The 21,134-nt window shown below is 63.2% G+C and carries 23 protein-coding genes; 10 read left to right on the top strand and 13 right to left on the bottom strand.

What is annotated here, in order from left to right; translation table 11 throughout:
* The first annotated feature begins 228 nt into the window (after positions 1–228).
* From fliL to fliR, 7 genes are all read left to right on the top strand, one after another.
* Positions 229–717: a flagellar basal body-associated protein FliL gene (fliL, locus tag PQR08_RS14345; RefSeq protein WP_187609639.1), complete on the top strand. Its 489-nt coding sequence runs from the start codon at positions 229–231 to the stop codon at positions 715–717.
* A 24-nt stretch (positions 718–741) separates the two neighbouring features.
* Positions 742–1,740, top strand: a complete 999-nt coding sequence (gene fliM / locus PQR08_RS14340; RefSeq protein ID WP_035499274.1) for a flagellar motor switch protein FliM — start codon at positions 742–744, stop codon at positions 1,738–1,740.
* A gap of 4 nt (positions 1,741–1,744) precedes the next feature.
* Positions 1,745–2,164 carry a flagellar motor switch protein FliN gene (gene fliN, locus PQR08_RS14335; protein ID WP_371881045.1) on the top strand — a complete coding sequence of 140 codons (420 nt, stop codon included), beginning with the start codon at positions 1,745–1,747 and terminating at the stop codon, positions 2,162–2,164.
* On the top strand, positions 2,161–2,655 hold the full coding sequence (fliO, locus tag PQR08_RS14330) for a flagellar biosynthetic protein FliO (RefSeq protein ID WP_035499277.1): 495 nt from the start codon (positions 2,161–2,163) through the stop codon (positions 2,653–2,655). Before fliN ends, fliO begins: the two co-directional genes overlap by 4 nt.
* Before the next feature lie 186 nt (positions 2,656–2,841).
* Positions 2,842–3,612 (top strand): flagellar type III secretion system pore protein FliP, encoded by a 771-nt coding sequence (fliP, locus tag PQR08_RS14325; RefSeq protein WP_187609641.1) that lies wholly within the window; start codon positions 2,842–2,844, stop codon positions 3,610–3,612.
* A 10-nt stretch (positions 3,613–3,622) separates the two neighbouring features.
* Positions 3,623–3,892: a flagellar biosynthesis protein FliQ gene (gene fliQ, locus PQR08_RS14320; protein WP_008352562.1), complete on the top strand. Its 270-nt coding sequence runs from the start codon at positions 3,623–3,625 to the stop codon at positions 3,890–3,892.
* A gap of 10 nt (positions 3,893–3,902) precedes the next feature.
* Positions 3,903–4,694 (top strand): flagellar biosynthetic protein FliR, encoded by a 792-nt coding sequence (fliR, locus tag PQR08_RS14315; protein ID WP_035499279.1) that lies wholly within the window; start codon positions 3,903–3,905, stop codon positions 4,692–4,694.
* A gap of 27 nt (positions 4,695–4,721) precedes the next feature.
* Here fliR and PQR08_RS14310 read toward each other — a convergent pair whose 3' ends face one another.
* From PQR08_RS14310 to flgB, 13 genes are all read right to left on the bottom strand, one after another.
* On the bottom strand, positions 4,722–5,684 hold the full coding sequence (locus tag PQR08_RS14310; protein ID WP_408161584.1) for an LAPAL motif-containing putative phage structural protein: 963 nt from the start codon (positions 5,682–5,684) through the stop codon (positions 4,722–4,724).
* Between the two features lie 188 nt (positions 5,685–5,872).
* Positions 5,873–7,108 carry a flagellar hook-associated protein FlgL gene (flgL, locus tag PQR08_RS14305; RefSeq protein ID WP_187609643.1) on the bottom strand — a complete coding sequence of 412 codons (1,236 nt, stop codon included), beginning with the start codon at positions 7,106–7,108 and terminating at the stop codon, positions 5,873–5,875.
* Positions 7,109–7,119: 11 nt separating this feature from the next.
* Positions 7,120–9,063 carry a flagellar hook-associated protein FlgK gene (flgK, locus tag PQR08_RS14300; RefSeq protein WP_408161581.1) on the bottom strand — a complete coding sequence of 648 codons (1,944 nt, stop codon included), beginning with the start codon at positions 9,061–9,063 and terminating at the stop codon, positions 7,120–7,122.
* An 855-nt stretch (positions 9,064–9,918) separates the two neighbouring features.
* On the bottom strand, positions 9,919–10,671 hold the full coding sequence (locus tag PQR08_RS14295) for a flagellar brake protein (protein ID WP_238209344.1): 753 nt from the start codon (positions 10,669–10,671) through the stop codon (positions 9,919–9,921).
* Positions 10,672–10,953: 282 nt separating this feature from the next.
* Positions 10,954–12,003, bottom strand: a complete 1,050-nt coding sequence (gene flgJ, locus PQR08_RS14290; RefSeq protein WP_408161579.1) for a flagellar assembly peptidoglycan hydrolase FlgJ — start codon at positions 12,001–12,003, stop codon at positions 10,954–10,956.
* A gap of 13 nt (positions 12,004–12,016) precedes the next feature.
* A complete protein-coding gene (locus PQR08_RS14285; RefSeq protein ID WP_187609647.1) occupies positions 12,017–13,144 on the bottom strand; it encodes a flagellar basal body P-ring protein FlgI in 1,128 nt (375 codons plus the stop codon).
* Positions 13,145–13,146: 2 nt separating this feature from the next.
* Positions 13,147–13,830 (bottom strand): flagellar basal body L-ring protein FlgH, encoded by a 684-nt coding sequence (locus PQR08_RS14280; RefSeq protein ID WP_408161576.1) that lies wholly within the window; start codon positions 13,828–13,830, stop codon positions 13,147–13,149.
* Positions 13,831–13,856: 26 nt separating this feature from the next.
* Positions 13,857–14,645, bottom strand: a complete 789-nt coding sequence (gene flgG, locus PQR08_RS14275; RefSeq protein WP_035499290.1) for a flagellar basal-body rod protein FlgG — start codon at positions 14,643–14,645, stop codon at positions 13,857–13,859.
* Positions 14,646–14,680: 35 nt separating this feature from the next.
* A complete protein-coding gene (gene flgF / locus PQR08_RS14270; protein WP_371880441.1) occupies positions 14,681–15,433 on the bottom strand; it encodes a flagellar basal-body rod protein FlgF in 753 nt (250 codons plus the stop codon).
* A 47-nt stretch (positions 15,434–15,480) separates the two neighbouring features.
* A complete protein-coding gene (gene flgE, locus PQR08_RS14265) occupies positions 15,481–16,698 on the bottom strand; it encodes a flagellar hook protein FlgE (protein ID WP_187609649.1) in 1,218 nt (405 codons plus the stop codon).
* Between the two features lie 49 nt (positions 16,699–16,747).
* A complete protein-coding gene (locus PQR08_RS14260) occupies positions 16,748–17,401 on the bottom strand; it encodes a flagellar hook assembly protein FlgD (protein ID WP_273591689.1) in 654 nt (217 codons plus the stop codon).
* A gap of 89 nt (positions 17,402–17,490) precedes the next feature.
* Positions 17,491–17,916, bottom strand: coding sequence for a flagellar basal body rod protein FlgC (gene flgC / locus PQR08_RS14255; RefSeq protein WP_035499295.1), 426 nt, complete (start codon positions 17,914–17,916; stop codon positions 17,491–17,493).
* Positions 17,917–17,925: 9 nt separating this feature from the next.
* Positions 17,926–18,405, bottom strand: a complete 480-nt coding sequence (gene flgB / locus PQR08_RS14250; RefSeq protein ID WP_238209348.1) for a flagellar basal body rod protein FlgB — start codon at positions 18,403–18,405, stop codon at positions 17,926–17,928.
* 203 nt (positions 18,406–18,608) lie between these two features.
* Between flgB and flgA the strand changes: the two genes are divergently transcribed.
* The 3 genes from flgA to PQR08_RS14235 all read left to right on the top strand — a co-directional run bounded on the left by flgA (position 18,609) and on the right by PQR08_RS14235 (position 20,936).
* Positions 18,609–19,895: a flagellar basal body P-ring formation chaperone FlgA gene (gene flgA / locus PQR08_RS14245; protein WP_408161573.1), complete on the top strand. Its 1,287-nt coding sequence runs from the start codon at positions 18,609–18,611 to the stop codon at positions 19,893–19,895.
* Between the two features lie 179 nt (positions 19,896–20,074).
* Positions 20,075–20,401 carry a flagellar biosynthesis anti-sigma factor FlgM gene (gene flgM / locus PQR08_RS14240; protein ID WP_035499547.1) on the top strand — a complete coding sequence of 109 codons (327 nt, stop codon included), beginning with the start codon at positions 20,075–20,077 and terminating at the stop codon, positions 20,399–20,401.
* A 100-nt stretch (positions 20,402–20,501) separates the two neighbouring features.
* A complete protein-coding gene (locus PQR08_RS14235; protein WP_238209350.1) occupies positions 20,502–20,936 on the top strand; it encodes a flagella synthesis protein FlgN in 435 nt (144 codons plus the stop codon).
* Positions 20,937–21,134 lie beyond the last annotated feature (198 nt).

The raw sequence follows: 21,134 nt of genomic DNA, 5'->3' as shown, positions 1-21,134 counted from the left end.
ACTTTCTTTGCAGCAGCAAAGAAAGTGACTGCCGCCCCGCACAGGGGCAGTGCCAATAGACCACCACGAATACAAGTTTCCCGAAATTCCCCCGTTAACCCAACAAAGCCCCCCAAGTCGAAAGACAAAAGCAATCAGATGGAATAACCCCAAATCCCCCCTCTGTTCGACCCATCGCTTTACACGGCGATAGCCAACAATTCACCCTATCGAAAGAGGCACGCATTCATGGCTACCACGACCGCAAACCAGCAACCCATCGTTCCCGCAAAGAGCGGCAAGCTCAAAAAGATCCTGATCATCGCCGTCGGCGCGATCGTGCTCCTCGGCGCGGGAGCCGGCGGCGCTTACTTTTTCCTCGGCAAGAATCACGGCCCGGCCAAGCCCGCACCGGAACCGCCGCCCGTGTTCTTCCCGCTCGAATCGCTCACGGTGAACCTCCAGTCCGACGACGGCACCATGCACTATCTGCGCGCCGGCCTCACGCTCAAGCTCAAGGACGAAAAGGTCCAGTTGCTCGTCACCGAGCACATGCCCGAAGTCCGCAGCCGCGTGCTGCTCCTGCTCTCCGGCAAACGCCCCGACGATCTCGCGACCGTCGACGGCAAGAAACAGCTCGCGGGCGAGCTGCGCGCAGCGGTCGAAACCGCGGCGAGCTCGGCCGAGAAGCCAGTGCGGGTCGAAGAGGTGCTGTTCACCGAATTCGTCGTCCAGTAACGCCGCATCAGCGAGTAAAGAGTCATGGGCCACGAAGAGTTCATGTCGCAGGAGGAGGTCGATGCCCTCCTCAAGGGCGTCACCGGCGAAATCGATCAGGAAGCTGACGAGAAAAAGCCAGTCGGTGTACGTCCGTACAACATCGCGACGCAGGAACGCATCGTCCGGGGCCGGATGCCCGGCCTCGAAATCATTAACGACCGCTTCGCGCGCCTGATGCGCGTGGGCATCTTCAACTTCATGCGGCGCTCGGCGGAAATTTCCGTCGGCCCGGTGAAGGTGCAGAAGTACAGCGAATTCACGCGCAACCTGCCGATCCCGACCAACCTCAACCTGGTCCATGTGAAGCCCCTGCGCGGCACGTCGCTGTTCGTGTTCGACCCGAACCTCGTGTTCTTCGTGGTCGACAACCTGTTCGGCGGCGACGGGCGCTTTCACACGCGCGTCGAAGGCCGCGAGTTCACGCAGACCGAGCAGCGCATCATCAGCAAGCTGCTGAATCTGGTGTTCGAGCACTACGCGACGTCGTGGCGCAGCGTGAAGCCGCTGCAGTTCGAATACATGCGCTCGGAGATGCACACGCAGTTCGCCAACGTGGCGACGCCGAACGAGATCGTCATCGTGACGCAGTTCACGATCGAATTCGGCTCGACAGGCGGCACGCTGCACATCTGCATGCCGTACTCGATGATCGAGCCGATCCGCGACGTGCTCTCCTCGCCGATTCAGGGCGAAGCGCTCGAAGTGGACCGCCGCTGGGTGCGCGTGCTGTCGCAGCAGGTGCAGTCGGCAGAAGTGGAGTTGACGGTGGATCTCGCCGAGATTCGCTCGTCGTTCGAACAGATTCTCAACATGCGCGCGGGCGACGTGCTGCCGATCGATATTCCGGAGCAGGTCGTCGCGAAAGTGGATGGCGTGCCGGTCATGGAATGCGGCTACGGAATGTTCAATGGTCAATACGCGCTGCGCGTGCAAAAGATGATCAGCGCAAGCGACACGATGAAGGAAGGTGGATATGAGTGATCTGATGCAGAACGATGCGCCCGGCGCGCAGGAAAAAGGCGACGAGCTCCTGTTGGACGACTGGGCGAGCGCGCTCGCCGAGCAGAACGGCAACGATGCGCCGGTGGCAGCGAGCGCGGGCGTGTTTCAGCCGCTGTCGAAGGCGGCGGCGCCCTCGACGCGCAACGACATCGACATGATTCTCGACATCCCCGTGCAGATGACGGTGGAGCTCGGGCGCACGAAGATCGCGATCCGCAACCTGCTGCAACTCGCGCAAGGTTCGGTCGTGGAACTCGACGGCCTCGCCGGCGAGCCGATGGACGTGCTCGTGAACGGCTGCCTCATCGCGCAGGGCGAAGTGGTCGTGGTGAACGACAAGTTCGGCATCCGCCTGACCGACATCATCACGCCGTCCGAACGTATCCGGAAGCTGAATCGATGAAACGCCTGGCCGTCGCGCTGCTCTGCTCGGCGCCTCTCCTTTCCGTCGCCGCCGACATGAACGCGGTGAACCACGCCGCGCAGATCGCCTCGGGCGTCGGCGCGGGCACGGCGGTGCCGTCGCTCGGCTTCGGCGCGGTGTTGCAGACGCTCGTCGGGCTCGTCGTCGTCATCGGCTTCGTATTCGGCTGCGCGTGGCTTGCGCGCAAGTTCGGCGTTCACGGCGGCAAGCGGGGCGGTCTCGTGAAGGTGGTGGGCGGCGCATCGCTCGGCAACAAGGAACGCGTCGCGGTCGTCGAAGTGGGCGATACGTGGCTCGTGCTCGGCGCGGGTCCCGGCAATGTGCGTCTCCTGCACACGATGCCCGCCGGATCGGCCGAAGTGGAAGGCGTGGGCGTTACGGCGCCGTCGTCGGCCGGCAGCTTCGGCGCGAAGTTCCGCGACGCCCTCGCAGGCGAAGCCAACAAGCGGCTCCAGAAGTTCGTCAAGTAAGTTCGTTCGGTTTGACCGATGCATCGGGCGTGGTCCGCAAGGATCGAACGCCCGATGTTCGTTTACGGCGGGCGCTTCGCAATAGAACGAGTTGGCGCGGGTTTTCCCCTCTGTTCGCGCCATCGTTCGACAATCGCCTGGCCGACAATCCAGCCTATCGAAAGAGTTCGCAGGCGGGAGCAAGTAATGCAGGTCAGTCGCAATATCGTGCGTGGCGTGAAGATCGCGCTGCCGGTTTTCCTCGGCTTGATGCCGTATCTCGCGTTCGCGCAGAGCACGGCCGGTCTGCCGGCCTTCAACACGAGCCCCGGCCCGAACGGCGGCACCACGTATTCGCTCAGCGTGCAGACGATGCTGCTGCTGACGATGCTCTCGTTCCTCCCCGCGATGGTCCTGATGATGACGAGCTTCACGCGCATCATCATCGTGCTGTCGCTATTGCGCCAGGCGCTCGGCACGACGAGCACGCCGCCGAATCAGGTGCTTGTTGGTCTCGCGCTGTTTCTCTCGTTCTTCGTGATGTCGCCCGTGCTCGATCGCGCTTACACCGACGCGTACAAGCCCTTCTCCGATGGCCAGATCGCGATGGATCAGGCGATGACGCGCGGCGTCGCGCCCTTCAAGCAATTCATGCTGAAGCAGACGCGCGAAACGGATCTCGCACTCTTCGCACGCATCTCGAAGGCCGCGCCGATGAACGGACCGGAGGACGTGCCGCTGTCGCTGCTCGTGCCGTCGTTCATCACGAGCGAGCTGAAGACGGGCTTCCAGATCGGCTTCACGATCTTCATTCCGTTTCTCATCATCGACATGGTGGTGGCGAGCGTGCTGATGTCGATGGGCATGATGATGGTTTCGCCGACGACTATCGCGCTGCCGTTCAAGCTGATGTTGTTCGTGCTCGTCGATGGCTGGCAGTTGCTGATCGGCTCGCTGGCTCAAAGCTTCGTATCCTGAGGAGACGCGCATGACACCCGAATCCGTCATGACGATGGCGCATCAGGCGATGTACGTCGCCCTGTTGCTCGCCGCGCCGTTGTTGCTGGTCGCGCTCGTCGTCGGTCTGGTCGTGAGCCTGTTTCAGGCGGCGACGCAGATCAACGAATCGACGCTGTCGTTCATTCCGAAGCTGATCGCCGTGGCTGTCACGCTGGTGATCGCGGGTCCGTGGATGCTGTCGACATTGCTCGACTACATGCGTCACGTTTTCACGATCACGCCCGCGATCACGGGCTGAGCTTCGTTCGATGTTCTCCGTCACCTATGCGCAACTGAACGGCTGGCTCACGGCGTTTCTATGGCCGTTCGTGCGCATCCTCGCGCTGATCGCCACGGCGCCCGTGCTGAGCCACATGGCGATTCCGATGCGCGTGAAGATTGCGGTCGCCGCGTTCATTTCGCTGATCGTCGCGCCGACGCTTCCCGCCATGCCGCAGGCGACGGTGTTTTCCGCGGCGGGCGTGTGGATCATCGTCAATCAGTTTCTGATCGGCGCGGCCATCGGCATGGTGATGCAGATCGCGTTCGCCGCCGTCGATGCGGCCGGCGAGTTCATCGGCCAGCAGATGGGCCTTGGTTTCGCGATGCTTTACGATCCGCGCGCGGGCGGCAATGCGGTGGTCGTTTCGCGCTATCTGAACACGCTCGCGATGCTCGCGTTTCTCGTGTTCGATGGGCATTTGCAGTTGATCAGCGCGCTTATCGCTACGTTTCACAGCGTGCCGATCGAGGCGAACGTCGTTGCGGCGGCGTCGCATGCGCAAGGGTGGCGCGTTCTTGTGGGATATGGCGGCAGTGTCTTTTCGACGGGACTGCTGCTTGCGTTGCCGATCGTGGCGGCGCTGTTGATCGCCAATCTCGCGCTCGGGATTCTCAATCGGGCGGCGCCGCAGATCGGGATTTTTCAGGTTGGATTTCCGGTGACGATGCTCGTCGGGTTGCTCTTGTTGCAGCTTATGGTGCCTAATTTGATGCCGTTTTTTCAGCGGATTTTCGATGTGGGGATTGGGGAGGTGGGGCGGGTGGTGGGGGGGCTTTGAATGCTGCCACGTCTCGCCCGTGCCGAATCAGAGAAGTGTCTGTTGCAGAGGCGCGCGGTGTTCATGAACCTTGACGATTCGGTACTCGGTTTTTAGCGTGCCCGCTTCGATCGTCTGTATCTGGCGAACGTCCACAACCAGAACGTCGCCTTTTCCGAAGCGTTCGCCGTCATTCACTTTGGCCAGAAACTCTTCGTCATCAAGTGCCGCAAAGAACGGATACTGGCCGTCGTGAACGCGCCATTTGTTTCCATCCTTGAAAACGACGGATTCTACGAGCAAGACTTTCCTTGCAACGAAGTCCGATACGACTTCACCGCTGTCATTGTTGAATGTGGCAAACGACGCAAGCTCGTCGTCTTCGACGATGAGTTCCACTTGCTCGCCACGCACGATACCGAAGTTCGAAATGCCTTCGCGCTCGAGAGGCGACAAGGTCTTGCTCAAACTGGCGCGCACAACCGTACTGCGCCAAAGACGCACGACACTGGCCTCGACCTCGACAGATTCAGTTTCCGTGATCCATACGCGTGACACTTCACCGATCTGTTCGATGCGATGCGGCCGGCGTCCGCGCAGCTTGCGCTGAAGTCCGACGACGCCACCGCCCCCGATAAGCCCGAGGATGGTGAGAATCGTATAGGCGTTGGAGATCGCGGAAGCACTGGACCCGGCAAAAATATCCCGTATCTGTGTCAGCAGTTGCTGCACGAAGATGAGATCGAGTTCGAACGACCCCGCCTTGAAGCTGCCCTTGACTTCGACGCGAACATCGGCGGAATCGCCGTTCAGCTCCTTGTTCGCTGCCGTGAACAAATCGGCGATGGCCACGAGCGCCGGCGCGAGATCGCGCACATCCATTCGATGTTCCGCGAGTGCAGGGCCGTCATAGACGACGTTGAAGCGCTCATGGTTGCTCATGTCGTTGTGATGACCGGAATTCTGGAAGTTGCTGCCCCGCCCGAGAGCATGCCGAGCCGATGTTACCACGCAGCCTCCTTAGGTCGCGTTCCCCGAAGGGCAGTGACTGCGCGGCAGCCGGAGGCATCGACGATATGCAGATTCCCTGGTGCCGCACGGCAACATCATGTCTAACGGCGCACGACGGGACTACGCGAAATCTCCCATTTCGCAGGCGCCGTTCATAGCTGGCCGTTCGGCGCCCGAAGTAAAGCGCATCAACTTCCGATGTAATCAAACAACGACATCTTCTGAATCTGCGAAAAAGCCATCTGCGCGGCCTGCAACGAATTCTGCGTCAACTCATACTGGCTGATCGACGACACCAGATCGATGCTCGTCAGATTGGCGATATCGCTCGCCGTCTGCGTCTGGCTCGTCTGCATCGCGGTCTGCGTCGATTGCACTTGCTGCTCGCGTCCGCCCACCACCGTCTGCGCCGACAGCACGTTGTTGAACGTGTTGTTGATCTTCGTGCCCGCCGTCGTCAACGCATTCGTCAGCGCTGCCCCGGCGCTCGGCGATCCCGTCGTTTGCTTGAGCGCGTTCACGAGCGTGTCGAGCGTCGCGAAGATGTCGTTGTTTTCGCTCGCCGCCGGCTGCACGGTGAACGAGTCCTTGTCCGCGGGCGTGCCGTCGAGCGTCACCTTCTGGCCGCCGAGCGTGATGTCCGTCTTGCCCGTGTAGGCCACGTTCGTCGGCAGCGTGTTGTCCGCCGGATCCGACGTGATCGAATAGGTCGTCGATCCATCCGTCTGCGAAACCGAGAACGAGATCGTGTACTTGCTTGCGTTGCCCGGATTGCTCGTGTCGCTCACGCTCACCGCGCTGATCGTCGCCGTGCCCGTGTTCGTATCGGCCGCGCGCGACACCGGATCGCTTTCCATCGGCGATACGCTCTGGAAGATCGACTGGCCCGTGTCGCCGACGGGAATCGAACGCCCCTCGCTGATCTGCACGGTGCGCTGTCCCTGGTCGCCGGAATAGCTCGCGCCGGTGCCCGACGCATTGTTCGAGAACGGCGCCGTGCCGCCCTTGAGCCCCGAGAAGATGTAGTTGCCGTCGCTGTCCGTGGTGTTCGCAAGACCGAAGAGCTGATCGCGCAAACCCTGGATCGCCGTCGCGACCGCCGAGCGGTCCGAATCGGTGAGCGAACCGTCGCCCGCATGCACGATCTGCGTCTGGATGCTCTGGATCACGTTGCTCACGTTGCTCAACGTGGAGTCTTCCTGCTGCAGCGAAGACAGCGCGGTCGTCTGGTTCGTGCTGTATTGCGCGAGCGCGCCGCTCTTCAACGTGAGCTGCACCGCCTGCGCCGCGCCGAGCGGATCGTCGGACGCGGTGAGAATGCGCTTGCCCGATGAGATCTGCTGATACATCGACGCGAGCGTGCTCTGCTGGTCGCTCATCGAAGCGACGTTCATGTTGAAGTACTGGGAACTGGAAATCCGCATCGCGTTTAACCTCAGTTGAACATGCCGAGCAGCGACTGGAACAGCGTCGCGGCGGTCTGAATCACCTTGCTGTTCGCTTGATAGAGCTGCTGATACTGAATCAGGTTGGCCGCTTCTTCGTTCAGGTTCACGCCCTGCACCGATTGCTGCGCCGAAGTTGCTTGAGTCAGGAGCGCGGTCTGCGCCGTGCTCGTCGCCTTGAGCTGGTTGGTCGTGTTGCCGATCGTGTTGATGTAGCCCGCGTACGAGCTCGTCAGCGTCTCGGTGCCGCCGTTGAGCGACTTCGACGACACCAGGTTCGCCATCGCGAGCGCATTGCTGCCGTCGCTCGTGCCGCCCTTGTTCTGCGCGATCTTGAACGCGTCGCCGTCCTTCGGCGTGCCGCTGATGGTCGCGGAAACGCCGTTCGCCGAGACCGTCAGGCCCTTCGTCGCATCGTAGGGAATCGTCTGGCCGACGGCGTAACTGGTCCCGCCGACGGTCACCGCCACGTCCGACGTGAAGCCGTTCGCCGCCGCGCTGTACTTCAGGTTGATGTCCGACGACATCGCGTTGCTCGTCACCGTCGCCGACGAGATCGACGCCGTGCCCGTGTTCGTGCTTGCCGCCGACGTCACCGCGGGCGATGCCGCCGCGATCGCTGCGCCGTTGCTCGTCGTGAGCTTGAAGTTGTCGAGCGAAGCGCGTGTCGGCTGGATCGTGAACGAGTCGCCCTTCTGCACGCCGGTCAGCGAAGACACGTCGATGTTCAGGCCATTGATCGTCTTCTGCGTCTCCGTCGCCGGATCGATCGAGCCGAGTTGCTGGCCGGTCGCCGGGTCGGTCACCGTGTACTTGCTGCCGTCGTAGGTGACGGTGAAATCGTTGGCGGGCGGCTGCGTGCCATCGACGATCGTCGCCGTCGGCGTGCCGGTACCCTGGTTGCGCGCGTTGGCGATGATGTTCGGTTCGCCGGTCGCGAACAGCTTGCCGCCGGGCTGGCCGTTTAGATCGAGGCCGAGCGCGTTCTGACCGTTCAACTGGCTGGCGAAGCTCGTCGCGATGGCGCCGAGTTGCGCCTGCGCCGGATCGAGCGTCTGCGTGCGAAAGTCGATGAGCCCGCCGACCACGCCGCCCGTGAGCGCCGAGTTGTCGACGTATTGCGTGTTTGCGGCGGTTTGCGTGGTGCCGTCGCGGCTCTTGAACGCGACCGCGAGTTCGCTCGGATCGGAAGCCGACGGCACCGCTTGCAGCCCGTATTGCGTATTGCCGACGACGAGCGGCTGCCCGTTGCCGATGAACACGTTGTAGTTGCCGTCCTGCTGCACGACCTGCACGCCGATCATCGAGCTCAGGTTCGTGACGAGCTGATCGCGCTGATCGAGCAACTGGTTCGGCTGCTGTCCGCCTGCACTGGCGATGTTGATCTGCTTGTTGAGATCGGCGATCTGTTGCGAGTAGCTGTTGATCTGCGAGACGGCGCTCGTCAGTTGCGTGTTGACGCTCTGACGCAACTGGTCGTATTGCTGGCCGGCCGAGTTGATCTGATCCGCGAGCGTCTGCGCGCTGCTCATCAGCGACTGGCGCGCGGCGGTGCTGCTCGCGGAATTCGCCACCGACTGCAGGCCGGAAAAGTAATTCGTGATGCCTTGCGCGATGCCCTTGGTCGGATCGCCGACGAGGTTGTTCAGCTGCGAGATCAGCGAGTAATACGTGCTCGCCGCGCTGCTCGACGCCTGCGTGTTGTTCACTTGCGTCGTCAGGTACTGGCTGTACTGACGCGTGACGGTGACGGCCTGAACGCCGTTGCCGAGATAACCCGAGCCGGTGAACTGACCGGACGACTCCTGATACGAGACCTTCTCGAGCGTATAGCCCGGCGTCGCGGCGTTGCTGATGTTCTGTCCCGTGGTCGTCAGGCCCCACTGGGCCGCATTCAGACCGGAAAGACCAATGCTGAAGATGTTATTGGACATGCGTGAATCCTGGTGAGGCGGCGATTGAGCGTGCGCTGCCGCATGGCTGTTTTGTATATCGGCCGATTGCCGGGGAAGTTGAGCGTTTGCGCGCTTTGTGGACGGTTGTCGCGATGGGGCCATTATCGGAGGGGGGCTGCAATGGCTATTGCTGGAAGAGCGGGAGTTTTATGGCTTATTTCTTTGGTTTTGGTTTTTTTGCCGGATCCCGGTTTCGCGGTGGTCTATTAGCACTGCCCCTGTGCGGGGCGGCAGTCACTTTCTTTGCTGCTGCAAAGAAAGTAACCAAAGAAAGCAGCTCGCTGAAGCCCGCGGTCACACGCACGTTGGCCATGCTTGCCAGCCGCACGTGGCACTCGCCTAAGTGTGGCCCTCATAGGCCCCAACGGGCTTGGCTCGCGCACGGTCTGCCGAGCCATAACATTAAGCCCGCTGGTTCAGCACGAGATAGCATCGGCACAGCGCTACGCGCTGCCGTTGGGTATGCAAGGGAAACCAGTGGGATGCGAATGCAGTGAGATGGAAACGTAGCAAGTACGCGTGCGCACGCAAACCCGATTGACCCATCGGCCGCGTAGCGGGCCGGAGCCATTTGGTGCTGAACCAGTGACGCAAGCGATGCGATGCGGCAGACCGTGCGCGAGCCAAGCCCGAATGGACCTTTGGGGGCGACACTTAGGCGAGGGCCACCGCGGGCTGGCAAGCATGGCCAAACTGCGTGTGACCGCGGGCTTAAACAAGCTGCTTTCTTTGGTTACTTTCTTTGCAGCAGCAAAGAAAGTGACCCCCGCCCCGGGGAGGGGCAGTGCTAATAGACCGACACGAACACGGGATCCGGCGAGCCCGCGAAAAAAACTACTTCGCCAACGACCGCCGCTTCATCTCCAACTGAGTAATAAGCCGCTGCAGCGTATTCTCCGCCGACCCCGGCATCGAAACAAACTTGAACCCGATGGTATATCGACAATCACCCTTCGCCGTCGTCGATTCCCGATGCGAAACAAGCTTCATATCCAGCGTAACCTTCCCATTAGCGCTGAAATGCAGCTCGGCATCCTGAATCACGATGCCCATCTCGAGATTCGCAACGCGCTCATCCGTCGTGCGCAACGCAACGCCGCCCAGCGACAAATCATGCACCTCGAAGCGAAACCGCTCCCCTTCCGGCAGCGAGCCCGTGCAGATATAAGGATCGAGCACCGGCGCCTCGACGCGGAAATACTCGCGCCGCTGCATGTAATACAGCACCGGCGGAAACTCGACTTCAAACGCCGGGCGTCCGTCGAACACCGTCTCACGCGGCGTCGGCGTCGTGAATTCCACCCGCACGCCTTCCGGCGCCGCGTTGAAAACGAGCTTCTGCGAGGCGAGCACGCCGCGGTTCTGCTCCGCCACGCCGCCCCAGTCGAAAGTGAATCGATGCGCGGTCACATCGACGTCAAGCAAACGCGTGACGATTTGCCCGTCGCCATATTGCGCCGTCAGAAAGTCGCCGCGATTGGCGAGATTGCGCAGCGCCACGCCGATTTCCAGCGGATTGCGCCGGCCGAAATCCACGTTCGGCGCGATGTCGTCGTCGGCAACGTCATGCTTGAGATAGGTGTTCATGGTGCTAGCCGTGTTCATTGTGCTCGCGCCGCCCGATTCGTCGAACGTCGCGCGTCGATCCGAACCAGAATCGGTCCGGCACTTCGATTATTCAGGTTAGCGGCATACTTCTTCGAAAGTTTAGGGTTGGCCACCGAAAAATGTATGTGGTGCGCCGTCCCTACGAACGTAAAACGTTTGCTGCCGTAAAAGATCCGAACAATCGCGCTGTCCGCGCACCGGAATTCGCGCATGCGACGCCTTCTACAGCAAGAAGACGGCCGCAAACATCGGCTGATTGCGTCAGACGATCTGACGCATGATCGCGATGAGCTTCTTCGCGTACTGCGGGTCGGTCGCGTAGCCCGCCTTCTGCATGCCGTGCGCGAAGCCCGCGACATCGCGCGATGCCTGAATCACCGGCGCATAGCGCGGATTGTTCTTGATGACGCTCGCGTAATCGGTCAGCGCTTCCTCGTACGAATCGTAGGCGCGGAACTTCTCGACGACCTTTTGCGGCCTGCCGTTGACATATTCGGTCGTGACCGAATCGACAGTCTTGCCGGTCCAGTTGCTCGACGCCTTGATGCCAAAGATATTGTGGCTCGTCGAGCCGTTCGCGTTCTTGATCTCGCGCTTGCCCCAGCCCGATTCGAGCGCCGCCTGGCCGATGATGAAGCGCGCCGGAATGCCCGTCGCCGCGCTCGCGGCCTGCGCCGGCACCGCAAGGCGGTCGACGAACGCGTTGACCTTGTCCGAACCGTTGCCGCGCGCCGGCGCTTCGAGCGAATCCGCCGCCGTGTAGCCCTTGCCCGCGAGCGACCCGCTTGTCTTGTTGGCCTGCGCCGCCGCGTACGCCTTCGCCATCGCGTTCATCGCGGCGATGTTGCCCGCGTTCGCTTCGAGGTCGCCGCTGCCGCCCGACATGCCGCCGAGCGCCTGCATCGCGTTCATCGCGCCTGCGCCGCCCTTGCCGCTCGCGTCGGGCTGACCGCCCGCGTTGCGCATAAGCTGTTTCAACATCATGTCCGCGACGCCGATGCCCTTCGACGACATCTGCTGCGAGAGTTGCTGATCGAGCATCGACGTGAACGACTTCGTATCGTTCGATTCGAACGGGCTGTCCGAAGGCGTCGCGTCGCGCATGCTCTTGAGCATCATCTGCGTGAAGACCGCGTCGAATTGCTTCGCCGCTTCCTTGAGTCCCTGCTGCGGATTCGCGCCGGCCTGCGCGCGCAGCGCGTCGAAGCCCTGCGTGTCGAGCGCGAAACGGTTCGACAGGCTCGAAAAGCCGCTCGTCGTATCGGTCGATGCCAACGCGGTGCTGGCGATGCCGGACGTGTTCGAGTTCATGCGCTTTCGTTCCTTAGATGATTTCGAGGTCTGCGCGGAGCGCGCCCGCGGCCTTCATCGACTGAAGGATCGAGATGAGATCCGCCGGCGTCGCGCCGAGCGCGTTGAGCGCCTTCACGACATCCGCGAGATTCGCGCCCGCGTTCAGCATCTTGAGCGCGCCGCTGTCCTGCTTCAGTTGAATCGACGATTCCTTCGCCGCCACCGTCTGCCCGTTCGAGAACGCGCCCGGCTGGCTCACCGCCGTCTTCGTGTTGATGACCACCGAAAGGTTGCCGTGCGCGACCGCGCAGTTCTGCAGCGTGACCATCTGGTTCATCACGATCGAGCCGGTGCGCGCGTTCAGGATCACCTTCGCGGCGGCCTGCGCCGGACGCACGTCGATGTTCTGCAACTGCGCCATGAACGACACCTGCTCGCTCGCATCCTGCGGCGCGCGCAACTGAATCGTGCGGCCGTCGAGCGCGAGCGCCGTGCCCATGCCGAACTGATTGTTCACCGCCGCGACGATGCGCTGCGTCGTGTCGAAGTCCATCTCGCGCAGTTCCATCTGCATGACGCCGCCCTGCTGCTGCAACGCCGACGGCACCGCGCGCTCGACGATCGCGCCCGCCGAGATGCGTCCGACCGCGAGCTGGTTCACCTGCACCTTGCTGCCGTTCGCGCTCGCGCCTGCGCCGCCGACGACGAGGTTGCCCTGCGCCATCGCGTACACCTGGCCGTCCGCGCCCTTCAGCGGCGACATCAGCAGCGTGCCGCCGCGCAGGCTTTTCGCGTTGCCGAGCGAGGACACGGTCACGTCGATCGCTTCGCCGGGGCGCGCGAACGGCGGCAGCGTCGCGGTCACCATCACGGCGGCGACGTTCTTCAACTGCATGTTCTGCGTAGTCGCCGAGTTCACCGTGATGCCGAGATTGCCGAGCATGTTGGTAAGCGACTGCGTCGTGAACGGGGTCTGCATCGTCTGGTCGCCGGTGCCGTCGAGACCGACGACGAGACCGTAACCGATCAGCGGATTGTCACGCACGCCCTGGAACGAAACGAGGTCTTTCAGACGCTCGGCGTGTGCATGCGGCGCGGAGCCGATCGCGACGAGCGCGGCCGCGAGCGAGAACGAAACGAAACGGAGAAACGGATTCATGATCAGAACGGCGCGACGTTGAGGAAGAAGCGCTGGAGCCAGCCCATGTTCTGCGCTTCGTCGATGTAACCCTTCGCCGAGTATTCGATCTTCGCGTCGGCGACTTGCGTGGAGAACACGGTGTTGGTGCCCGAAATGGTCGTCGGATTGACGACGCCAGAGAAGCGCACGAATTCGTTGCCCTGGTTGATGAGCATCTGCTTCTCGCCGCTCACCATCAGGTTGCCGTTGGGCAGCACGTCCGTGACGGTAACCGTGAGCGTGCCGCTGAACGTATTGGCCGCGCTCGCGCCGCCCGTCGCGGCGAACTTGTTCGCGCCGGTGGCCGACAGGTTCGTGTTGTTGAAGAGGCCGCCGAAGAGGGCCGGCGTCGTCGGCACGGCGAACGAGCCGTTGCCGGCGCGGTTGGTGTTCGCCGCCGACGACTTCGTCGCGTTGACGTTTTCCGAGATCACGATGGTCAGGATGTCGCCCACGTTGCGCGGACGCTGATCTTCGAACAGCGGCCGTCCCGCGTAGCCCGCGTTGTAGATCGCGCCGGGCGAACGCGTGCCGACGGGCGGCTGCGGCGGACGCGCGGTCATCGGCTGCTGGACGATCGGCTCTTTCGGCACGAGGCCGCACGCGCCGAGCGCTGCAATGAGCGCGGCAGTCGTTGCACGCGAGAGGATTTGAGTAGGCGACATCGTGGTGACTCTGGTTAAGCGTTACTTCAAACCTGCATCTGCGAGAGCGTCTGCAGCATCTGGTCGGACGTGGTCACGGCCTTGCTGTTGATCTCATAGGCGCGCTGCGTCTGGATCATGTTGACGAGTTCCTGCACCACGTTCACGTTCGACGCTTCCACGTAACCCTGCTGGAGCGAGCCCGCGCCGTTCAGGCCCGGCTGCGACACGTTCGGCGCGCCCGAGCTGCCCGTCTCGGAGAACAGGTTTTCACCGCGCGCCTCGAGGCCGGCCGGGTTGATGAAGGTCGCGAGCTGGATCGCGCCGACCGTCGTGTTCGCCGTGCTGCTCGGCTGCGTGATGGACACCGTGCCGTCGGAACCGATGGTGATCGACGTCGCGTTCTGCGGAATCGTGATCGCCGGGTTCAGCTGATAGCCGCTCGACGTGACGAGCTGGCCTTGCGCGTTGGTCTGGAACGAACCGTCGCGGGTGTAGGCGGTCGTGCCGTCGGGCATCGTCACCTGGAAGAAGCCCTGGCCGTTGATCGCGACGTCCTTCGAATTGCCGGTCTGCTGGAGATTGCCCTGCGTGTAGAGGCGCTCGGTCGCGACCTGTTGCACGCCGGTGCCGAGCTGCACGCCCGATGCGAGTTCGGTTTGCTGCGTCGAGTTCGCACCCGGCTGGCGCGTGGTCTGATACAGCAGATCCTCGAACACCGCGCGCGAGCCCTTGAAGCCGTTCGTGCCCACGTTGGCGAGGTTGTTCGAGATCACGTCCATTTGCGCCTGTTGCGCATTCATGCCGGTCGCGGCGATGTAGAGAGAGCGATTCATGTTCTTTCGTATCCTGTTTAGCCTGCGCTCGCCGCTTAGGAGAAGTTGAGCAGCTTGTTGGCCGACTGTTCGTTCTGGTCCGCCGATTCCATCAGCTTGGTCTGCATCTGGAACTGCCGCGCGTTGGTGATCATCGAGACCATCGCGGAGACCGGATTCACGTTGCTACCTTCGAGCGCGCCGCCGGCGACGACCACGTTCGGGTCCGCATCGGCGGGGTCGCCGGTCGCGGTCCGGAAGAGGCCATCGTCGCCGCGCGTGAGCGTCGCCGGATCGGGATTCACGAGCTTCAGTTGATCCACGACCGCGATCGCCGTCGGCGGGTCGCCCGGAATCAGCGCGGAGATGGTGCCGTCGCGGCCGATCGTCACTTCCGCGCCCGGCGGAATCGACAGCGGACCGCCGCCGCCGAGCACCGGCTGATTGTTCGCCGTGACGAGCTGGCCGTTCTGATCGACGTGCAGATTGCCCGCGCGCGTGTACGCCTCGCTGCCGTCCGCCGCCTGCACGGACAGCCAGCCGGGGCCCTGAACCGCGACATCGAGCGGATTGCCGGTCTGCTGCACCGGCCCCGCCGAGTAGTCCGCGTTCGGCGTGGACGACAGCACGAAGGTGCGCGTCGTGCCATCGGCGGACTGGTTCTCGAACGACATCGGCACCTGGCGGAACGCGGCGAGCTGCGCCTTGAAACCCGTGGTCGACGCGTTCGCGAGGTTGTTCGCCACGACGGCTTGCTGTTCGAGCGCCTGGCTTGCGCCAGTCATCGCGGTGTAGATCAGACGGTCCATGAATCGCTTCCTTCTTCCCTGATGCGTTTATTGCGTGCGACCGATGCTTACAGATTGATCAGCGTCTGATCGACGGTCTGCTGTGTCTTGATCGTCTGCGCGTTCGCCTGATAGTTGCGCTGCGCGGTGATCAGATTCACGAGCTCGCTCGTCAGGTCCACGTTCGAGTTCTCCACCGCGCCGCCCTGCAGCGTGCCGTGGTTGGTCGAGCCCGGCACGGAAACCTGCGCCGCGCCAGAAGCCGCGGTCTGCGCGTACACGTTGCCGCCGAGGTTCTGCAAACCGTTCTGGTTGTTGAAGTTCGCGACGGCGATCTGGCCGAGCGCCTTGGTTTCGCCGTTCGAGTAGTTGCCCGTCAGCATGCCGTCGCTGCCGACCGTGAAGCCCGTCAGTTCGCCCGTGCTGTTGCCGTCCTGATGCAGGTTCGTGAGGCCGCTCTTCGCGCCGTACTGCGTCGTGCCGGAGAGATCGAGCGTGAGCGTCTGGGTCGCGCCGGCCGTCGCGCTCGCGCCGTCGGGGATCGTGAACGAGAACGTCTTGCCCGAGGTCAGGTTGCCCGACGAATCGAACGTGACGGGGCCGAGATCCGTCTTTTGCGAGACCGGATCGCCGTAGCCCGCGAATGCTTCCCACGAGTTCGTGCCGGACTTCGTGAAGTACACCGACACCTTCTGCGTGCCGCCGACCGAGTCGTAGGCATCGACGGACGTCGACGCGTTGTAGGTGTTGCCGTTGGTCGGATCGAAGTCGGCGGCTGCCTTGACGTCGTCCTGCGAGTTCAGGTTGAACGCGGCGGTGATCTTCTTGGTCGCGGTCGGCGCGATGTTCGCCGTCGGCACCGTGAGCGGCACCGTGCTCGCGCTGTTGACGACGCCGCTCGAATCCGCCGCGTAGCCCATCAGTTGCAGGCCCGACGAATTGACGATGTTGCCGTTGTTGTCGAGATGGAACACGCCGTTGCGCGAGTACACGACCGAGCCGTTGTTCGACAACTGATAGAAACCGTTGCCGTTGATCGCGACGTCGAGCGCTTGATTGGTCGTGGTGATCGTGCCTTGCGAAAACTGCTGCTGCACTTCGGACAGGCGCGTGCCGATGCCGATCTGGTTGCTGACGGCCGTGGCCATCGAGCTCGCGTACATGTCGGCGAATTGCGCCGAGCCTTGCTTGAAGCCGACCGTGTTCGCGTTCGCGATGTTGTTGCCGATCACGTCGAGATCGCTCGATGCAGCGCCCAGACCGCTCAGTGCTTGTTGGTAACTCATTTGATGTTTCTCCGTGACGAGACCACGCTCGTCCAAAATGAATGTGGAATCAGAGGATCGAAGCGACGCCCGTCAGCGCAACCGTCGAGCCGTTCGAGAGCTTGAGACCCGGCGCACCACCCGACATCTGCACGACGCTTTGCACCTGCGAAGCCGACAGCGTCGTCGCGGTCGCCTGCTGGCCGTTGATCGTGCCTTGCGCGGTGATCGTGTAGCTGCCGTCGGCGAGCGTGGCGCCCTTCGAATCGACCGGCGTCCAGCCCGTCACCGGCACGACGCCCGCGCCCTGCGCGCCGAGATCGAGCGTGTTGACGATCTGGCCCGACGAGTTCTTCACGACGATCTGCAGGTCGCTCACGTCGCTCGCCAGTTGCACGCCGAAGCTCGACGACGCGCCCTTCGACACGGTCACGCCGTTGCCCGCCGAGAGCACGCTCGAACCGATGAGCAGCGCGGCCTGCGTCTGCTGGCCGGCGGAAAGCTGCGTCGCGAGCGAGGACAGCGACGTGTTCAGCTGGCCAATGCCCGACACCGTGTTGATCTGCGCGAGCTGCGAGGTCATCTGCGAGCTGTCGGCGGGATTGGTCGGGTCCTGGTTCTTCAACTGCGTCACGAGCAGCGTGAGGAAAGTGTTCTGCAGATCCTGCGCCGACGTGCCCGACGTGGATGACGTCGACGAACTCGACGACGACGCGCCGTTCATGGTGTCGAGCAGCGTCTGCGAGACGGTCGTGCCGTTGCTGCCGATAGTGGTGCTGGAGGAGCTCACGTGGTGTTCCTTAAGTTTCTCGATCAGGTTCCGATGGTCAAAGTCTTGAGCATCAATTGCTTGGCGGTATTGAGCGTCTCGACGTTCGCCTGATAGGAACGCGACGCGGAAATCATGTTGACCATCTCCTGCACCGGATCGACGTTGGGCAGCGTCACGTAGCCGTCCGCGTTCGCCGCCGGGTTGCTCGGGTCGTAGCTGGTCTTCATCGGGCTCGGATCGTCGATCACGCCGGTCACCTGCACGCCGCCGACCTGCTGGCCCGACGCGGTGCGCGCGCCGCCGAGCGGATCGACCGCGAACACGACCTGCTTCGCCTTGTACGGCTGGCCGTCCGGGCCGGTCGTGCTGTCCGCGTTCGCGAGGTTCGACGCGGTGACGTTCAGGCGCTGCGCCTGGGCGGACATCGCCGAGCCGGCGACGTTGAAGATGTTCATCAAAGAGGGCATGGGTATTCCTTAACTGTTCGATGTGATCGCCGAGAGCATCGACTTGATCTGCGACGACAGCACCGTCATGCCCGCCTCGAAGTGCAGCGCGTTGTCCGCGAACTGCACGCGCTCGGCGTCGAGGTCGACCGTGTTGCCATCGAGCGACGGCTGGTTCGGCACGCGGTAGGCGAGCTTGCCGTAGTCGTCGCTCGAACCGCCCGATGCCGAAAGCGTCGACGTGCCGCTCATGTGTCCTTTGGCCGTCGCGGCCAGGCCGCCGCTCACGCTCACGCTGACCGGCTGCGCCATCTTGAGCGTCGTGTTGTTCGTCGCGCCGCCGCCCTGCTTGAGCGCACCCGCGAGCGCGCTCGAGAAATCGACATCGCGCGCCTTGTAGCCGGGCGTGTCGGCGTTGGCGATATTCGACGACAGCAATTCCTGCCGATACGCGCGCACATCGAGCGCCTCACGGCCGAAAGCGAATTCCTTGTCGAGTCTGTCTAGCATTGCGGTTTCTCCTGTCGGCAGCGCCGAGGCCTTTTTGCATGACACGAATCTTAGGAGCGGCGCGCAAGAACTAATCCGACGAATAACCGGGAAACGGGGCCTCTATTCGACGCTTGCCCGCGCCCGCCGATATCTAGAATTCGTTTCGTTGGAAGTTGCCGCGTGTTTTCGCGGCTCGATCGGATCAGGTACGGAGAAAGTTGATGAGCAGGTCCGCGCAGCGTGCATCGAACCCCACGGCTCGCGTCGCAGCGACGTTCGCGCGCCGCACGCTGGGCGCATCCCTTTTCATGGGCGTCGCTCTGCTCGCGCATGCCCAGCAGAGCGACGGTCCGATCGTCATTCCGGGCAACGCCGAGACCAATCCGGCCGCGGCGGCCGATATGGCGAAGAGTCTGAATGCGCCCGTTTCGCGCGCATCGGCTCCCGTCGCGGCGATGCCCGCGTCTGACATCGCGCGTGCGAGCGGCTATCGCGCCGCGACGAAAGCCGCCGACGCCGCGATGCGCAACGCCGCGCTCGAACTCGACGCCCGCGCCGACGCCGCCGACGAATCGATGAACGATGCGAGCGGCATGATCGTGATTCCCGGACCGAGCGAAGCGAAGCCCGCGCGCGCGGCCGCTGCTCCGGCTCCCGCGCTCGTGAAGGCGCCCGCGCTTTCCGCATCGCGCGATGTGATGCCTGTCGTCGTGACGCGCGACGATGGCGTTGCTCGCGGCACGAATGCGAAACCCGTCGCGGCGAGTCCCGCGACGCCCGTCGCCGGCGCCGCTTCGCCGATGAGACGCGTGAGCTTCAATCCATCGGCAGCAGCAACGGCGCCCGTCGCCGCCGCGTTGCCGCAAGCGCCAGGCGCACCCGCGACGATGCAGGATGGCGAATCGATCCGCGTCGCCGCGCTCAATTTTCTGCAGCAGCAGGCGGCCGGCTTGCCGGGCAAGGTCGAGATCACCGTCACGCCCGTTTTCCCGCGCGGCCTTGCCGCCTGCTCCGCGCTCGATCCGTTCATGCCGACCGGCGCGCGCCTGTGGGGCCGCATGACCGTCGGCGTGCGCTGCGTCGGCGAGCGCCCGTGGACGCTCTACGTGCAGGCGCGCGTGTCGATCAACGCCACTTTCTATACGGCCGCGCGCGCCATCGCGCCGGGCGAAGTGCTGAGCAACGCCGATCTGGTCGCCCGCGACGGCGACATCACCGCGATGCCGCAGGCCATCGTCACCGATCCGGCGCAGGCCGTCGGCGCGGTCGCGCTGTCGCGCGTGCCCGCGGGCCTGCCGCTGCGCACCGACATGCTGCGCGCGGCAAGCTCGGTGGCGATCGGCCAGAACGTGCACGTGGTCGCCGGCGGCTCCGGCTTTTCGATTTCGGCCGAAGGCACCGCGATGAACAACGCGGCGCCCGGCCAGCAAGTACGTGTAAAAACTGCCGGCGGCCAGATCATCACCGGCATATTGAAGGACAGTCAGACCGTGGAAATCGCCCTCTGAAGAGAGCTATGTTCGGTTCCCCACGCTTGTTTCATTTTGTTTCAAATGCGCTGAATGCCCGTCCGACAAGGCTTTGAGGGCGATGAGCGCGCCGAACGGCAGTTGCGGTTCCATCGGCAGGGTAAAGTTTTCAAGCTCCCTCGCCGTTAAAGGACTCAACACGTTCGGGAATGGACATCGTGAAGATCGATACGACTAGCAACACCACACTGGCAGGCCTTCAAGACAACCTGCAACGCGCGTCGCAAAACGACGCGAAGGGCGCCGCAAGCACCGTGCAGCAATCGGGCACGAGCACGGCGAAGAATTCGACAGTGAGCCTGTCGTCGCTGTCGACGGACCTGCGCGCATCGAACAGCTCGGACATCGACACGGCGAAAGTCGAGTCGATCAAGGCCGCGATCCGCGACGGCAGCCTGAAGATGGACACGAGCAAGATCGCCGACGGCATTCTGAGCACCGCTCGCGATCTGCTGCAAACGAGAACCCCGCCGACCGGCGGCTGAACGCAGTGACCCGGCCGCGCCTTGCGAGAAACAGGCGCGCGGCGGCAAGCGGCGTTCATGGCACCGGCGGCTTTTGTGAAACCGCTATTCGAGCGATGCAATGAGAGACGCCCTGCTTGCCACTGTCACCGAAGAAGTCGCCGCTGTTCTGGCCTTCGAATCCCTCCTCGTCGATGAGGAAAAAGCGCTGATCGCGGCGCAACCGCTGCCGGCGCTGCCTGGAATCATTGAGCACAAGACCGCGCTCACCGAGCGCATCTCCGCGCTCGAAAAGGCGCGCGACGAGCAGTTGAACGCGCTCGGTTTCCCCGGCGGCTTCGTCGGCATGGAAGCCGCCGCCGCGGACGACGCCGCGATCGCCGCGCAATGGGCGCTCTTGACCGCCGCCGCGCGTCGCGCGAAACAAGGCAACAACAACAACGGCGTCCTGATCCGCACGCGCATGGAATACAACCGCAAGGCGCTGGCCGCTTTGCAGGTTGCGCCGTCGAAGAGCGGCTTCTACGGCCCGGATGGCCGCGTGCCCGGCGCCTGATCACCGTTTTCCGCATTCCGAACGGCGCGTGCTTCTTGCGAGGCACGCGCCGCTTTCGTTTCCCGCGCTTTCATCTACCGAATAACCCCCTTTTCCCCGGCTTTATCCGCCGATGGCCGCTCGACGCCTTCCGCAATAATCGCTTTCATCCAAAAGCGGCTTCGCGCCGCTCGCATGTGCAAACGATGGAAGCAACGG

Origin of the sequence: Caballeronia jiangsuensis (assembly GCF_046030135.1) — a bacterium.
Lineage (GTDB): Bacteria > Pseudomonadota > Gammaproteobacteria > Burkholderiales > Burkholderiaceae > Caballeronia > Caballeronia jiangsuensis.
Note: the sequence above shows the minus strand (reverse complement) of the source record. Positions and strands in the feature narration are given on the sequence as shown.

Bases quoted from the DNA above. Each gene is read 5' to 3' on its own strand.
- fliL (WP_187609639.1), top strand. From the start codon at position 229: ATGGCTACCACGACCGCAAACCAGCAACCCATCGTTCCCGCAAAGAGC.
- fliM (WP_035499274.1), top strand. From the start codon at position 742: ATGGGCCACGAAGAGTTCATGTCGCAGGAGGAGGTCGATGCCCTCCTC.
- fliN (WP_371881045.1), top strand. From the start codon at position 1,745: ATGCAGAACGATGCGCCCGGCGCGCAGGAAAAAGGCGACGAGCTCCTG.
- fliO (WP_035499277.1), top strand. From the start codon at position 2,161: ATGAAACGCCTGGCCGTCGCGCTGCTCTGCTCGGCGCCTCTCCTTTCC.
- fliP (WP_187609641.1), top strand. From the start codon at position 2,842: ATGCAGGTCAGTCGCAATATCGTGCGTGGCGTGAAGATCGCGCTGCCG.
- fliQ (WP_008352562.1), top strand. From the start codon at position 3,623: ATGACACCCGAATCCGTCATGACGATGGCGCATCAGGCGATGTACGTC.
- fliR (WP_035499279.1), top strand. From the start codon at position 3,903: ATGTTCTCCGTCACCTATGCGCAACTGAACGGCTGGCTCACGGCGTTT.
- flgL (WP_187609643.1), bottom strand. From the start codon at position 7,108: ATGCGGATTTCCAGTTCCCAGTACTTCAACATGAACGTCGCTTCGATG.
- flgK (WP_408161581.1), bottom strand. From the start codon at position 9,063: ATGTCCAATAACATCTTCAGCATTGGTCTTTCCGGTCTGAATGCGGCC.
- PQR08_RS14295 (WP_238209344.1), bottom strand. From the start codon at position 10,671: ATGAACACCTATCTCAAGCATGACGTTGCCGACGACGACATCGCGCCG.
- flgJ (WP_408161579.1), bottom strand. From the start codon at position 12,003: ATGAACTCGAACACGTCCGGCATCGCCAGCACCGCGTTGGCATCGACC.
- PQR08_RS14285 (WP_187609647.1), bottom strand. From the start codon at position 13,144: ATGAATCCGTTTCTCCGTTTCGTTTCGTTCTCGCTCGCGGCCGCGCTC.
- PQR08_RS14280 (WP_408161576.1), bottom strand. From the start codon at position 13,830: ATGTCGCCTACTCAAATCCTCTCGCGTGCAACGACTGCCGCGCTCATT.
- flgG (WP_035499290.1), bottom strand. From the start codon at position 14,645: ATGAATCGCTCTCTCTACATCGCCGCGACCGGCATGAATGCGCAACAG.
- flgF (WP_371880441.1), bottom strand. From the start codon at position 15,433: ATGGACCGTCTGATCTACACCGCGATGACTGGCGCAAGCCAGGCGCTC.
- flgE (WP_187609649.1), bottom strand. From the start codon at position 16,698: ATGAGTTACCAACAAGCACTGAGCGGTCTGGGCGCTGCATCGAGCGAT.
- PQR08_RS14260 (WP_273591689.1), bottom strand. From the start codon at position 17,401: ATGAACGGCGCGTCGTCGTCGAGTTCGTCGACGTCATCCACGTCGGGC.
- flgC (WP_035499295.1), bottom strand. From the start codon at position 17,916: ATGCCCTCTTTGATGAACATCTTCAACGTCGCCGGCTCGGCGATGTCC.
- flgB (WP_238209348.1), bottom strand. From the start codon at position 18,405: ATGCTAGACAGACTCGACAAGGAATTCGCTTTCGGCCGTGAGGCGCTC.
- flgA (WP_408161573.1), top strand. From the start codon at position 18,609: ATGAGCAGGTCCGCGCAGCGTGCATCGAACCCCACGGCTCGCGTCGCA.
- PQR08_RS14235 (WP_238209350.1), top strand. From the start codon at position 20,502: ATGAGAGACGCCCTGCTTGCCACTGTCACCGAAGAAGTCGCCGCTGTT.